This window comes from Methylobacterium sp. ME121, assembly GCF_000974725.1.
Lineage (GTDB): Bacteria > Pseudomonadota > Alphaproteobacteria > Rhizobiales > Beijerinckiaceae > Methylobacterium > Methylobacterium radiotolerans.
Genome location: NZ_BBUX01000018.1, coordinates 43120 through 56332, shown reverse-complemented (window position 1 = coordinate 56332; position 13213 = coordinate 43120). Strand labels below are relative to the sequence as shown.

Below are 13213 nucleotides of genomic sequence, written 5' to 3'. Positions count from 1 at the left end.
GGGCTCTCGCGTTGTGGATCCGGAGCGGACGCGCGTCTCACGCGGGGACGGCCGCGAGGGCGGCGTCCCAGATCCGGGGCAACGGCGCGCTCGACACGTCATCGCCGGGCAACGCCCCGCGATCGGCAACCGGCGCCGTCCGGGACCGCGCAGGGGTGCCCGAAGGGGTCAGGCGGCGCGGCTGCCCGGCCCGTGCGGGCCGCTTCCGCGCGGCCCGGCCAGCCGGCGCGGCGGCGAGCGCACAGAAAAAAGCCGCCCCGGACGGAGCGGCTCGAGGAGTCATCAGGGAGGCATCAAAACAGAGCGGACGGATATGTCCAACTCGACATCCAGATCACTGGATGCCTGTTTATGCCTCGAAAACCTTAATGCGGAGTTAAGGCAGGTTCTCGCCCGGCGATCTCAGGCCGCCAGACTGTCGAACAGACCGCGCCCGTCGGTCCCGCCGATCAGGTCCTCGACGAAGTTCTCCGGGTGCGGCATCATCCCGAGGACGTTCCCGGTCTCCGACAGGACGCCCGCGATGGCGTTGAGGGAGCCGTTGCGGTTGGCCTCCACGGTGATCGCGCCGGTCGCGTCGCAGTAGCGGAAGGCGACCCGGCCCTCGCCCTCGATCCGCGGCAGGGTCTCGGGATCGGCGAAGTAGTTGCCTTCGCCGTGCGCCACGCAGACGTCGATGACCTGACCCTGCCGGTAGGCGCTGGTGAAGCGGGTGTCGGTGCGCTCGACCCGGAGCGTCTGCCGATGGCAGATGAAGCGCCGGTCGATGTTGCGCATCAGAACGCCCGGCAGGAGCCCCGATTCGCACAGGATCTGGAAGCCGTTGCAGATGCCGAGCACGAGGCCGCCGCGGGCGGCGTGGGCCCGGACCGCGTCCATGGCGGCGGCCCGGCCGGCGATGGCGCCGCAGCGCAGATAGTCGCCGTACGAGAAGCCGCCGGGCAGGACGGCGAGGTCGGTGCCGGCGGGGAGCGCGTGGTCCGCGTGCCACACGAGGCTCACCTGCGCGCCGGAGCGCCGCAGAGCCCGGACGACGTCCGACTCGCGGTTGGAACCCGGGAAGACGACGACCGCGGCGTGCATCAGAGGATCTCGATCGCGTAGTTCTCGACGACGGTGTTGGCCAGCAGCTTCTCGCAGGCCGCGCGCAGGGTCGCCTCGGCGGCGGCGCTGTCGACCGCCGACACCTCGATGTCGAAGACCTTGCCCTGCCGGACGCCGTCGACGCCCTCGATGCTGAGGGATCGGAGGGCGGCCTCGATCGCCTTGCCCTGCGGGTCCAGCACACCGGTCTTCAGGGTGACGATGATACGGGCTTTCATGGATCTTCGGGTCTCACGCGTGTCCGGGACGGGGGTGTGACCTGCGACAACATCACACAGACCGTCGCCGGTCGCTTCTAGCAGGAAGGCCGGCGCACTGTCGAACACGCCGCACGCATAGGGATCATTCCGCTGTTCGATACAACTTGAATGAAGAACCCGCCCGCGCGCGCTCGTTCAGCGATGCGCCGCCGGGGCCGGGCCCCGCAGGGGCTCGATGCTGGTCGCCCGGCGCCAGAGCTGGAGCATGATCCAGGCCGCGAACAGGCTGAACAGGCCCATCAGGACGTGCCCGACCCGGTCGCCGAGATCGAAGATGCCCGCGATGGCCCAGCCCGCCGCGATGGCCACGGCGAACACCTCGGTGCCGACGAGGACCATCATGCTGATGATGGTGATGGCGTTGCGCCCGTTCACGAGATCCGCCCTCGAAAAGATTTCGGGCCCCGGACGAACCGTCCGGGACCCGCGCAGCTAGCCCACAGAGGCGGGGCGATGCAACCGACCGGGCGGCGCCGGAGCGGTCCGGCCTCAGCGCGGCGCGCGCTTGGCCAGGATCCGCTGCAGGGTCCGCCGGTGCATGTTGAGGCGCCGGGCGGTCTCGCTGACGTTGCGGCTGCACAGCTCGTAGACGCGCTGGATGTGCTCCCAGCGGACCCGGTCGGCCGACATCGGGTTCTCGGGCGGGTCGGCCCGCTCGCCCGGCTGCGCCATCAGCGTGCCGTGGATCTCGTCGGCGTCGGCCGGCTTGGCGAGGTAGTCGAAGGCGCCGAGCTTCACCGCGGTCACCGCCGTGGCGATGTTGCCGTAGCCGGTGAGGATCACGCCCCGGGCCTCGGGACGGCGCTCCTTGAGGCGGGCGATCACGTCGAGGCCGTTGCCGTCGCCGAGGCGCATGTCGATCACCGCGAACGCGGGCGCGCGCGCCTCGACGGCGGAGACGCCGTCCGCGACGCTGTCGGCCACCTGCACGTGATAGCCGCGGCTCTCCATGGCGCGGGCGAGGCGGGTCTGGAAGGGCTTGTCGTCGTCGACGATCAGCAGGCTGCGGTCGGAGAAGGCGGCCAGTGGATCGGCATCGTTGATCACGGCGGGGTCTGTCGCCGCCGAGGTCCCGGGCTGCGTGAGCATCCGGCACTCCTTTCGGGTTTTCGTCGTCGGGTTCTTGGTCTGTCCTTCATATAGGTACGGCGTCGCGCGGTGGCAGGGGGGGGCGGATACTGAGTTCCGGAGAATGTCGCGGCGCCGCGCCGCGCTCGAAGATGTGGCGGGCCCAGGAGACGCGCACGATCGCCCCGTGGGCGTCCGGCGCCGCGACGTTCATGAGGGCGAGCTGCGCCCCCGAGCGCTCGATCAGGGTCTTGGCGATGAACAGCCCGAGGCCGAGCCCGGCCCCCACGGTCCCGCCGGATTGCGGCCGGTCGTGGCTGCGGGTGGTGACGTAGGGCTCGCCCGCCCGCAGCAGCACCTCGCTGGAGAAGCCCGGCCCGTCGTCGCGGATCTCGATCCAGACGCGGTCGGGGGTCCAGCGCCCCTCCACGGTGACGCCGGCCTCGGCGAAGTCGACGGCGTTGTCGAGGATGTTGGCGAGCCCGAACATGACGCCCGGGTTGCGCCGGCAGGCGGGCTCCGGCCCCTCGCCGGTGCTGGTGACGGCGAGGGCGGCGCCGAGTGCCCGCTGCGGCGCCACCAGCTCCTCCACGAGGTGGCTGAACGTCACCGTCTCCAGGAAGCCGGCCCCCGCCCCGTCCCCGTCGAGGGAGGTCAGCTTGCCGAGGATGCCGCGGCAGCGGTCGACCTGCTCGCGCAGCAGGTTGAGATCCTCCGCCACCGCCGGCGAGGCGGTGGGGCCGAGCTGGCGGATCAGCTCCTTGGTCACCACCATGATCGTGCCCAGCGGTGTGCCCAATTCGTGGGCAGCCGCGGCCGCGAGCCCGTCGAGCTGCGACAGGTGCTGCTCGCGGGCGAGCACCAGCTCGGTGGCGGCGAGCGCCTGAGCGAGGAGCCGGGTCTCCTCGGCCACCCGCCACGCGTAGACGCCCGTGAAGGCGGTGCCGAGCAGGATCGCGGTCCAGACGCCGGAGACGTACAGGAACGGCAGCTCGATCCGACCGTCCGCGAACCAGGGCAGGGGCCGGTGCACCAGCGCGAGCAGGGTCGCGAGGCCCACCGCCAGGAGGCCGAGCGCCAGCGTCCGCTCGGGCGGCAGGGCGGTGGCGGAGATCAGCACGGGGGCGAGGAACAGCAGCGAGAACGGGTTCTGGAGCCCGCCCGTGAGGAACAGCAGGGCCGCGAGCTGCACGATGTCGAAGGCGAGGAGCAGCGCCGCGGAATCGTCGCTGAGCCGGTAGCTCGCCGGGAAGCGGATCCGCAGGGCGAGGTTCAGCCAGGACGAGGTGGCGATCACCAGGAAGCACCAGCCGAAGGGCAGCGGCAGGCCGAGGCCGAACTGCGCCCCGACGACCGCCGCGCTCTGGCCCGTGATGGCGAGCCAGCGCAGGCGGACGAAGGTGTCGAGCCGCAGGTGTCGCGCGTCGCGACCGAGGCCGCTGAGATCGGTATCGGGCATAGACTGTATCGTGCGTCGCCGGACGGGCGCCGCCGGAGCGGCGTCCCGCGGACTCCCTTCGCACGACGCGGTGCTGGGAATCCCGGCATGCCGACCCGGACACGTCGTCGCTGGCGGAGGGTCGCCGGCGGATCTGGTCACAAGCAAGTCGCCGCAGCTGCGGGATGTTCCACCCGCGTTCAGGGTGGAGCATTATCCTACCGAATCGGGTTGCAGGGGGTATGGGTCGCGCGGCTCGAAGCCCGCGGCCGGACCGAGACCGCGAGGTGACGATGCTGCTGGCCTATTCCCTGTACGAGGGCGCGCGCGCCCTGATGGCACCCGCCCGCGTCGCCGCCGACCTCACCCGCTACGGGCTGCAGATGCCGGGCAACCCCCTGGCCTACGGACCCTATGCCCGCGCGGTCAGCGCCGGCTGCGAGATGTTCGAGCGCGTCACCCGCCAGTACGGCAAGCCCGCCTTCGGCTTCACCGAGACGGTGGTGGACGGCGCGGCGGTCCCGGTCACCGAGCGGGTGGTCTGGGAGCGGCCGTTCTGCCGCCTGATCGCCTTCGACCGCGCGTTCCAGGCGGCCCCCGCGGAGCCGCAGCCCAAGCTGCTGATCGTCGCGCCGATGTCGGGTCACTACGCCACGCTGCTGCGCGGCACCGTCGAGGCGATGCTGCCGAACCACCGGGTGTATATCACCGACTGGACCGACGCCCGGATGGTGCCGCTCTTCGCCGGCCAGTTCGATCTGGACGACTACATCGACTACCTGCAGGAGATGTTCGCGGTCCTGGGGCCGGACCTGCACGTCATGGCGGTCTGCCAGCCGGCCGTGCCGGTGATCGCCGCGGTGGCGCTGATGGAGGCGGCCGACGAGCCGGCGGTGCCGACCTCCATGACCCTGATGGGCGGCCCGATCGACACCCGCCGCTCGCCCACCGCGGTGAACTGCCTCGCGCAGGAGCGCGGTCAGAAGTGGTTCGAGCAGAACACGATCAGCCTCGTGCCGCCGATCTACCCGGGCGCGTGGCGCCGGGTCTATCCGGGCTTCCTGCAGCTCTCGGGCTTCATGGCGATGAACCTCGACCGCCACGTCACCGCCCATTCGGACATGTTCGACCATCTGGTGACGGGCGACGGCGACTCGGCCGAGAAGCACCGTGAGTTCTACGACGAGTACCTCGCCGTGATGGACCTGACGGCCGAGTACTACCTCCAGACCGTGCAGACTGTGTTCGTCGACCACGCCCTGCCGACGGGACAGATGAAGCACCGCGGCACACCGGTCGATCTCGGCGCCGTCCGCCGCTGCGCGATCCTGGCGGTGGAGGGCGAGAACGACGACATCTCCGGCGTCGGCCAGACCAAGGCGGCCCTCGACCTGACGCCGAACCTGCCCGAGGCACGCAAGGCCTACCACCTCCAGGCCGGCGTCGGCCATTACGGCGTGTTCAACGGCTCGCGCTACCGGGCGGTGATCGCGCCCCGGATCGCGGCCTTCATCCGCGCCATGCAGGCGGTGCCGGGCGCGCGGGGCGGCCACCTGCGGCAGGTGGGCTGAGCCCGGACCGGGCACGACGCGCCCCGTTCCCGTGCGGGAGCGGAGCGAGGACGGAGTCGGCGCGCGGTCGGCCCTCCCACTTCTGGCGCGGTCGCGCCGGCATCGCGCCCGCGCCTGTGCGCGCACGCCTCCCCGCCTTTCCGGAGGCCGCGGGCGAGCCGGACATCCGGGGCCGCCGTCGGTGCGGGCCCTCCGTGCCCCGGCGGTTCCGGGATGACGCGCCGTCGCGAGACCGCGCGCGAAACAGACCGCCGATCCTGAATACATAACGCAGGGACGGTCGGGCTGGCGCGGGGCTTGCGAGACGCGCCCCGTGAGTTCGAGCCGCGCCACCCCAGCCCCCATCCACGCCGCCGTCGCCCCGAGGCCGGCGGCGGTGTGGGCGCTTGCCCGGGCCGCGTTGTCACGTCGGGCCATTGCGCCTGTGCATCAGAACCGTTCAAACTCGCCCGCAAGGTGCGGGCCGGCGACCGATGCTTGAGATCCGCACCGCCAGGGAGAAGACGATGGACCGCAGGACCTTTCTCAAGGGTTCGGCTGCGCTCGGTTTGGCTGCGCCGCAGCTCGCGCGGCCGGCCCTCGCGCAGGGCGGCAAGGTCCTGCGCTTCGTGCCGCAGGCGAACCTCGCCAATTTCGACCCGATCTGGGGGACCCAGTACGTGGTGCGCAACGCCGGCACCCTCGTCTGGGACATGCTCTACGGCGTCGACGCGCAGCTGAAGCCGCAGCGCCAGATGGTCGAATCCGAGGAGGTCTCGGGCGACAAGCTGACCTGGACCTTCCGGCTGCGCCCCGGCCTCAAGTGGCACGACGGCGAGCCGGTGCTGGCCAAGGACGTGGTGGCGAGCCTCACCCGCTGGATGGCCCGGGACCCGATCGGCCTGATGATCCGCGGGATCCAGGACGACCTCGCGGCGACCGACGACAAGACCTTCCAGTGGCGCCTGAAGAAGCCGTTCCCGAAGCTCCTCTACGCGCTGGGCAAGACCAACGCCCCGATGGCGCTGATGATGCCGGAGCGGATCGCCAAGACCGACCCGTTCACGCAGATCACCGAGTATGTCGGCTCGGGCCCGATGAAGTTCGTCCGCAACGAGTGGGTGCCGGGCGCCCGGGCGGTGTTCGAGACCTTCACCGACTACAAGCCCCGCGACGAGCCGAATTCCTGGCTCGCCGGCGGCAAGCGCATGCTGGTCGACCGGGTCGAGTGGGTGATCATGCCGGACGCCGCCACCGCGTCGGCGGCCCTGCAGAACGGCGAGGTCGACTGGTGGGAGAACCCGATCTCCGACCTCGTGCCGCTGCTGCGCAAGAACGCCAACCTCAACGTCGATATCGCCGACCCGCTGGGCAATGTCGGGTCGTTCCGGATGAACCACCTGCACCCGCCCTTCGACAACCCGAAGATCCGCCAGGCGGTCATGACCGCCATGAGCCAGGAGGACTACATGCGGGCGATCGTCGGCGACGACGACAGCCTGTGGAAGAAGCTGCCGGGCTTCTTCACGCCGGGGACGCCCCTCTACAGCGAGGCGGGCGGCGGCAATGTCGGCAAGGGCGACATCAAGCTCGGCCAGAAGCTGCTCAAGGAGGCCGGCTACAAGGGCGAGCCGGTGGTCTGCGTCGTGGCGCAGGACCAGGGGATCACCAAGGCGCAGGGCGACATCACCGCCGACCTCCTGAAGCAGATGGGCTTCAACGTCGACTTCGTCGCCACCGACTGGGGCACGACCGGCACCCGCCGGGCCTCCAAGGCGCCGCCGTCTCAGGGCGGCTGGAACATGTTCCACACCTGGCACGCGGGCGCCGACTGCATCAATCCGGCGGGCTACCCGGCGGTGCGGGCGAGTGGCGACAAGGCGTGGTTCGGCTGGCCCAGCATCCCGCCGGTCGAGACCGCCATCGCCGAGTGGTTCGACGCCGCCGACCCGGCCGCCGAGAAGGCCGCCATCGACAAGGTCAACGCCGCCGCCTGCGAGGGCGTGGTCTACGTGCCCACCGGGTTCTTCCTCGGCTACCAGGCGTGGCGCAAGAACGTCTCGGGCATCGTGAAGGGGCCGATCCCCTTCACCTGGGGCGTGTCGAAGGCGTGATGGCGCTCGCTCTCGCCAAGTCGGGCCGCCCGACCCGCCCGGTCTCTCGGGCGGGCTACCGGCCTCGGACAGCGCGTTCGGCAACGCGGCCGCGGGACGGGGCGCGAGGCCCCTCTCCCGCACGTGCGCCGGCGGTGCGCGCGCTCCTGAAGCGTCCGATCCCGCACCCCGACCCGCTCCCGCACGGGAGAGGGGGCGCGTCGCGCTCCGCCGCCAGCGTCGGCGCCCGACCCGGACGCGTGAATGTCGGCCCCCGCGATGAGGGCAGGGGCGGCGCTACCCGCCGCGCCCGCCCGCCCGCACGATAGCGAGGACCCATGCTCGGCTATATCGGCAGGCGCATCCTCGCCACCATCCCGGTCATGGCGGTGGTCGGGCTGTTCGTCTTCAGCCTCCTCTACTTCGCCCCCGGCGACCCGGCCGCGATCATCGCGGGCGACCAGGCGACGCCCGACGACGTCGCCCGCATCCGCGCCACGCTCGGCCTCGACCGGCCCTTCCTGGTGCGGTTCTGGGAATGGTCGTGGCAGATCCTCCACGGCGATCTCGGCACCTCGATCTTCACCAACCTGCCGGTCACCACCATGATCGGCCAGCGGGTGGAGCCCACCGTCTCGCTGATGCTCGTCACCCTGGTCTTCGCGATCCTGGTGGCGGTGCCGCTCGGCGTCGTCGCCGCCTGGAAGGCCGGCAGCCTGATCGACCGCCTCGTGATGGGGCTCGCCGTGACGGGCTTCTCGGTGCCGGTCTTCGTGGTCGGCTACGTGCTGGCCTACGTCTTCGCCCTCGAGCTCGGCTGGCTGCCGGTCCAGGGCTACACGCCGATCGAGCAGGGCCTGTGGCCCTGGCTGTCCAACCTGATCCTGCCGGCGGTGACGCTGGGCCTCGTCTACATCGCGCTGATCGCCCGGGTGACCCGCGCGACCATGCTCGACGTGCTCCAGCAGGATTACGTGCGCACCGCCCGGGCCAAGGGGCTGGCGCAGGGGCCGGTCCTGTTCGTCCACGCCCTCAAGAACGCCGCGGTGCCGATCGTCACCGTGATCGGCATCGGCATCGCGTTGCTGATCGGAGGCGCGGTGGTGACCGAGACGGTCTTCGCCATCCCCGGCCTCGGGCGCCTCACCGTCGACGCGATCCTGCGGCGCGACTACCCGGTCATCCAGGGCGTCGTGCTGCTGTTCAGCTTCGTCTACGTGCTCGTGAACCTCGCCATCGACCTCTTCTACACCGTGCTCGACCCGAGGATCCGCTATTGACCGCGACCGTCGCGCCCTTCCCCAGCAGCGCCCCGCAGGCGGGCAATCCGCCCGACGGGGCCGTCCCCAAGGCACCGCCGCCGCCGGGCCTCGCCGTCGCGGCGCCGCTGCCGGACGTCATCCCGGCCCGCAAGCGCCGGGGCAAGGTCTGGACCTACGTGCGCCGCAACCCGACTATCGTGGTCGGCGGCGTGCTGCTGCTCATCGTCTTCCTGATGGCGGTGCTCGCGCCTTACCTCGGCACCGTCGACCCGACCGCCCTGGCGCCCGCCAAGCGCACCCGGGCACCGTCGGCGCAGTACTGGTTCGGCACCGACATGCTCGGCCGCGACGTCTACTCGCGGGTGGTCTACGGCGCCCGGGTCTCGCTGCTGGTCGGCTTCTCGGTGGCGTTCCTCGCGTCGATCGCCGGGCTGGCGGTCGGCCTCGTCTCCGGCATGGTGCGCTGGCTCGACGGGATCGTCATGCGGGTCGTCGACGGCATGATGTCGATCCCGCCGATCCTGCTCGCGGTCGCGCTGATGGCGCTCACCCGCGGCTCGGTCCAGAACGTGATCATCGCGATCACCATCGCGGAGATCCCGCGCGTCGCCCGCCTCGTGCGCGGCGTGGTGCTGTCGCTGCGCGAGCAGCCCTACGTCGAGGCGGCGGTGACCACGGGCACCCGGATGCCGGCGATCATCTGGCGCCACATCCTGCCCAACACGCTGGCGCCCATGACCGTGCAGGCGACCTACATCTGCGCCTCCGCGATGATCACCGAGGCGATCCTGTCGTTCATCGGCGCGGGCGTGCCGCCCTCGACGCCGTCCTGGGGCAACATCATGGCCGAGGGCCGGGCCCTCTGGCAGGTGAAGTTCTACATCATCCTGTTCCCGGCGATCTTCCTCTCGATGACGGTGCTCGCCGTGAACCTCGTCGGCGACGGCCTGCGCGACGCCCTCGATCCCCGCATGGCGAAGGACGTGTGATGAGCACAGGGATGAGCACAGGCGTGAGCGGAACCCCCCTCCTGTCGATCGAGAACCTGCAGGTCCATTTCCGCACCCCCGACGGGGTGAACCGGGCGGTGGACGGGGTCTCGTTCGCGATCCAGTCGGGCGAGACCCTGGCGATCGTGGGCGAGTCCGGCTGCGGCAAGTCGGTGACCTCGATGTCGATCCTGCGGCTCCTGCCCGAGCCGCCGGCCCGCATCGCCGGCGCGATCAAGTTCGAGGGCAGGAACCTCCTCGACCTGCCGAACAGCGCCATGCGCAAGATCCGCGGCAACGACATCAGCGTGATCTTCCAGGAGCCGATGACCTCGCTGAACCCGGTGCTGACGGTCGGCCGCCAGATCGGCGAGACCCTGCGGCTGCACCAGGGCCTCGGCCGCCGGGAGGCCGAGGAGCGGGCGGTGGAGATGCTGACCCTCGTCGGCATCCCCGAGCCGCGGCGCCGGGTGCGGGAATACCCGCACCAGCTCTCCGGCGGCATGCGCCAGCGGGTGATGATCGCCATCGCGCTCGCCTGCTCGCCGAAACTCCTGATCGCCGACGAGCCGACCACGGCGCTCGACGTGACCATCCAGGCCCAGATCCTCGACCTGATGCGCGACCTGAAGGCCCGGGTCGGCGCCGCCATCATGCTGATCACCCACGATCTCGGCGTGGTCGCCGAGGTCGCCGACCGGGTGGTGGTGATGTATGCCGGCCGCAAGGTCGAGGAGGCGCCGGTCCGCGACCTGTTCCGGTCGCCGCGCCACCCCTACACCCGCGGTCTGATGGGGGCGGTGCCGAAGCTCGGCGCCGTCGAGCACGGCGCCGACGCGCGGCTCGCCGAGATCCCCGGCATGGTGCCGAGCCTCAAAGGTCGGATCGAGGGCTGCGTCTTCGCCGGGCGCTGCCCGGACGTGACCGACCTGTGCCGCGCCTACGCGCCGGCCCTAGAGCCGAAGGCGCCGGGCCACCTCGCCGCCTGCCACTACGCGCCGAAGGACGCCCTCGCGGCATGAGCGCCACCCCCGCACCCGCCGGTCGCACCCTGCTGGAGGTCAACGACCTCAAGAAGCACTTCGCCCTCGGCGGCGGCCTGCTCGGCCGCCAGAGCCGCGTGCTCAAGGCGGTGGACGGCCTGTCGTTCACGGTCGCCCGCGGCGAGACCCTCTCGCTCGTCGGCGAGTCCGGCTGCGGCAAGTCCACCGTCGCCAAGGCGCTGATGCGCCTCTACGCGCCCACCGCCGGACAGGTGGTCCTCGGCGGGAAGCGCATCGACGACCTCTCGGCCGGGGCGCTCCGGCCCCTGCGGCGCCACATCCAGATGGTCTTCCAGGACCCGTTCTCGTCGCTCAACCCGCGGATGCGGGTGCGGGCGATCCTGGCCGAGCCGATCCGCAATTTCGGGCTGGCCCGCAACGCCGCCGACCTGGAGAGCCGGCTGGCCAGCCTGATGGAGCGGGTCGGCCTGCCCCGCGAGGCGCTCGGGCGCTTCCCGCACGAGTTCTCGGGCGGGCAGCGCCAGCGCATCGGCATCGCCCGGGCGCTCGCCGCCGAGCCGGACCTGATCATCTGCGACGAGGCGGTCTCGGCGCTCGACGTCTCGGTGAAGGCGCAGATCGTCAACCTGCTGCGCGACCTGCAGCGCGAGCTCGACCTCGCGATGCTGTTCATCTCGCACGACCTCGCCATCGTCGAGCACATGACCCACCGCGTCGCCGTGATGTATCTCGGCAAGATCGTCGAGATCGGCCCGCGCCGGGACATCTTCCTGGCGCCCAAGCACCCCTACACCCAGGCCCTGCTCTCGGCGGTGCCGATCCCCGAGCCCGGGGCCGGGCGCACCCGCATCGTCCTCAAGGGCGACGTGCCGAGCCCGATCAACCCGCCGTCGGGCTGCCGCTTCCACACCCGCTGCCCGCACGCCTTCGACCGCTGCCGGACCGAGGTGCCCGGCCTCGACCCGGTGGGCTCCGGCCACTTCGCCGCCTGCCACCTCAACGACACGGCCGTGCCCGCCCGGGCGGCCTGACGGCGCCGTCCTGGCGAGCGCAGCGAAGCAATCCAGGGCGGCGCGCGGTCCCCGAGCGTGGCGGATCCCTGGGTCGCTTCGCTGCGCGCGCGATGACGGGTCGGATTCCCGCGACCAACATCTGGAGTCTCTCGTGCAGCACGACCTCATCCTGAAGGGCGCGCGGGTCATCGACCCGTCGCAGAACCACGACGGGATCTGCGACGTCGCCTTCGCGGACGGCCGCGTCTCGGGCTTCGGCCGCGACCTTCAGGCGAGCCCCGGCACGCAGGTCCGCGACATGGCCGGCGCCATCGTCACCCCGGGCCTGATCGACCTGCACACCCACGTCTACTGGGGCGGCACCTCGCTCGGCATCGACGCCGACGAATTCTGCCGGACCTCGGGGGTAACCACCTCGGTCGATACCGGCAGCGCCGGCCCCGGCAACTTTGCCGGCTTCCGCAGCCACGTGATCGAGCGGTCGCAGGCGCGGATCCTCGCCTACCTGCACGTCTCCTTCGCGGGGATCTTCGGCTTCTCGAAGACCATCATGGTCGGCGAGAGCGAGGATCCGCGGCTCATGGCACCGCGCGAGGCGGTCGAGGTCGCCGACGCCAACCGGGACGTGATCGTCGGCATCAAGGTCCGGGTCGGGCGCCACGCCTCGGGCGACCAGGGCACCGCGCCCCTCGACATCGCGCTGCAGGTCGCCGAGGAGACCGGCCTGCCGCTGATGGCCCATATCGACGAGCCGCCGCCGAGCTACGAGGCGGTGCTGGCCATGCTGCGGCCCGGCGACGTGCTGACCCACGCGTTCCGGCCGTTCCCGAACTCCCCGATCACGGCCCAGGGCGCCGTGAAGCCGGCGCTCCGCGAGGCGCGGGCGCGGGGCGTGATCTTCGACATCGGCCACGGCAAGGGCTCGTTCGCCTTCAAGACGGCGCGGGCCATGCTGGCCGGCGGCTTCCTGCCCGACACGATCTCGTCCGACGTGCACCAGCTCTGCATCGAGGGGCCGGCCTTCGACCAGGTCACCACCATGTCGAAGATGCTCTGCCTGGGCATGAGCCTCGACGAGGTCGTCGCCGCCTCCACGGTGAACGCCGCCGTGGCGCTGAAGCGGATGGAGTACGGGACCCTGAAGGTCGGGGCGCTCGGCGACGCCACGGTGCTGGCGGTGCGGGACGGGGAGTTCGACTACGTCGACACCCGGGGCGAGCACATGACGGGCGACCGGCGGATCACCGCGGAGGGCGTGGTGCTGCGCGGAGCGTGGTGGCACCCGGCCTGACCGCGCCGGGATCGCGCCCCGAGGACCTCGGTCCTATCGCATACAAAATATCGACCTTTACAGCCTCTTCGACTGACCGATACACTTTCCCGTGAGGGTCGGACCATCTCCGGCGCTCAGCGAAACGCGGCCCAAGCCGCG

12 protein-coding genes are annotated in these 13213 nt (G+C 71.3%); 7 read left to right on the top strand and 5 right to left on the bottom strand.

Annotation, left to right across the window (positions count from 1 at the left end):
- Nucleotides 1-402 precede the first annotated feature (402 nt).
- The 5 genes from purQ to ME121_RS14075 form a co-directional block, all read right to left on the bottom strand.
- Nucleotides 403-1083: a phosphoribosylformylglycinamidine synthase subunit PurQ gene (gene purQ, locus ME121_RS14095; protein ID WP_059409028.1), complete on the bottom strand. Its 681-nt coding sequence runs from the start codon at nucleotides 1081-1083 to the stop codon at nucleotides 403-405.
- A complete protein-coding gene (purS, locus tag ME121_RS14090; protein WP_012321281.1) occupies nucleotides 1083-1322 on the bottom strand; it encodes a phosphoribosylformylglycinamidine synthase subunit PurS in 240 nt (79 codons plus the stop codon). The genes purQ and purS overlap by 1 nt, the downstream gene beginning before the upstream one ends.
- 177 nt (nucleotides 1323-1499) lie before the next feature.
- The gene (locus tag ME121_RS14085) at nucleotides 1500-1739 is read right to left on the bottom strand and encodes a hypothetical protein (protein ID WP_012321282.1); all 240 of its coding nucleotides are present in this window, start codon (nucleotides 1737-1739) and stop codon (nucleotides 1500-1502) included.
- A gap of 114 nt (nucleotides 1740-1853) precedes the next feature.
- Nucleotides 1854-2453 carry an ActR/PrrA/RegA family redox response regulator transcription factor gene (locus tag ME121_RS14080; RefSeq protein WP_012321283.1) on the bottom strand — a complete coding sequence of 200 codons (600 nt, stop codon included), beginning with the start codon at nucleotides 2451-2453 and terminating at the stop codon, nucleotides 1854-1856.
- A 46-nt stretch (nucleotides 2454-2499) separates the two neighbouring features.
- Entirely contained in the window at nucleotides 2500-3891 is a 1392-nt protein-coding gene (locus ME121_RS14075) for an ActS/PrrB/RegB family redox-sensitive histidine kinase (protein ID WP_059409027.1), read from the bottom strand.
- A gap of 272 nt (nucleotides 3892-4163) precedes the next feature.
- Between ME121_RS14075 and ME121_RS14070 the strand changes: the two genes are divergently transcribed.
- From ME121_RS14070 to ME121_RS14040, 7 genes are all read left to right on the top strand, one after another.
- A complete protein-coding gene (locus ME121_RS14070; RefSeq protein ID WP_024828827.1) occupies nucleotides 4164-5441 on the top strand; it encodes a polyhydroxyalkanoate depolymerase in 1278 nt (425 codons plus the stop codon).
- A gap of 506 nt (nucleotides 5442-5947) precedes the next feature.
- Nucleotides 5948-7534, top strand: a complete 1587-nt coding sequence (locus ME121_RS14065) for an ABC transporter substrate-binding protein (RefSeq protein WP_058607194.1) — start codon at nucleotides 5948-5950, stop codon at nucleotides 7532-7534.
- Between the two features lie 317 nt (nucleotides 7535-7851).
- Nucleotides 7852-8793, top strand: coding sequence for an ABC transporter permease (locus tag ME121_RS14060; RefSeq protein ID WP_012321287.1), 942 nt, complete (start codon nucleotides 7852-7854; stop codon nucleotides 8791-8793).
- Nucleotides 8790-9764: an ABC transporter permease gene (locus tag ME121_RS14055; protein ID WP_012321288.1), complete on the top strand. Its 975-nt coding sequence runs from the start codon at nucleotides 8790-8792 to the stop codon at nucleotides 9762-9764. The genes ME121_RS14060 and ME121_RS14055 overlap by 4 nt, the downstream gene beginning before the upstream one ends.
- Nucleotides 9765-9775: 11 nt before the next feature.
- Entirely contained in the window at nucleotides 9776-10786 is a 1011-nt protein-coding gene (locus ME121_RS14050) for an ABC transporter ATP-binding protein (protein ID WP_029358647.1), read from the top strand.
- The gene (locus tag ME121_RS14045; protein WP_012321290.1) at nucleotides 10783-11799 is read left to right on the top strand and encodes an ABC transporter ATP-binding protein; all 1017 of its coding nucleotides are present in this window, start codon (nucleotides 10783-10785) and stop codon (nucleotides 11797-11799) included. Before ME121_RS14050 ends, ME121_RS14045 begins: the two co-directional genes overlap by 4 nt.
- A 133-nt stretch (nucleotides 11800-11932) precedes the next feature.
- Complete coding sequence (locus ME121_RS14040) at nucleotides 11933-13072, top strand: amidohydrolase/deacetylase family metallohydrolase (protein ID WP_012321291.1); 1140 nt, start codon at nucleotides 11933-11935, stop codon at nucleotides 13070-13072.
- The last annotated feature ends 141 nt before the right edge of the window (nucleotides 13073-13213 follow it).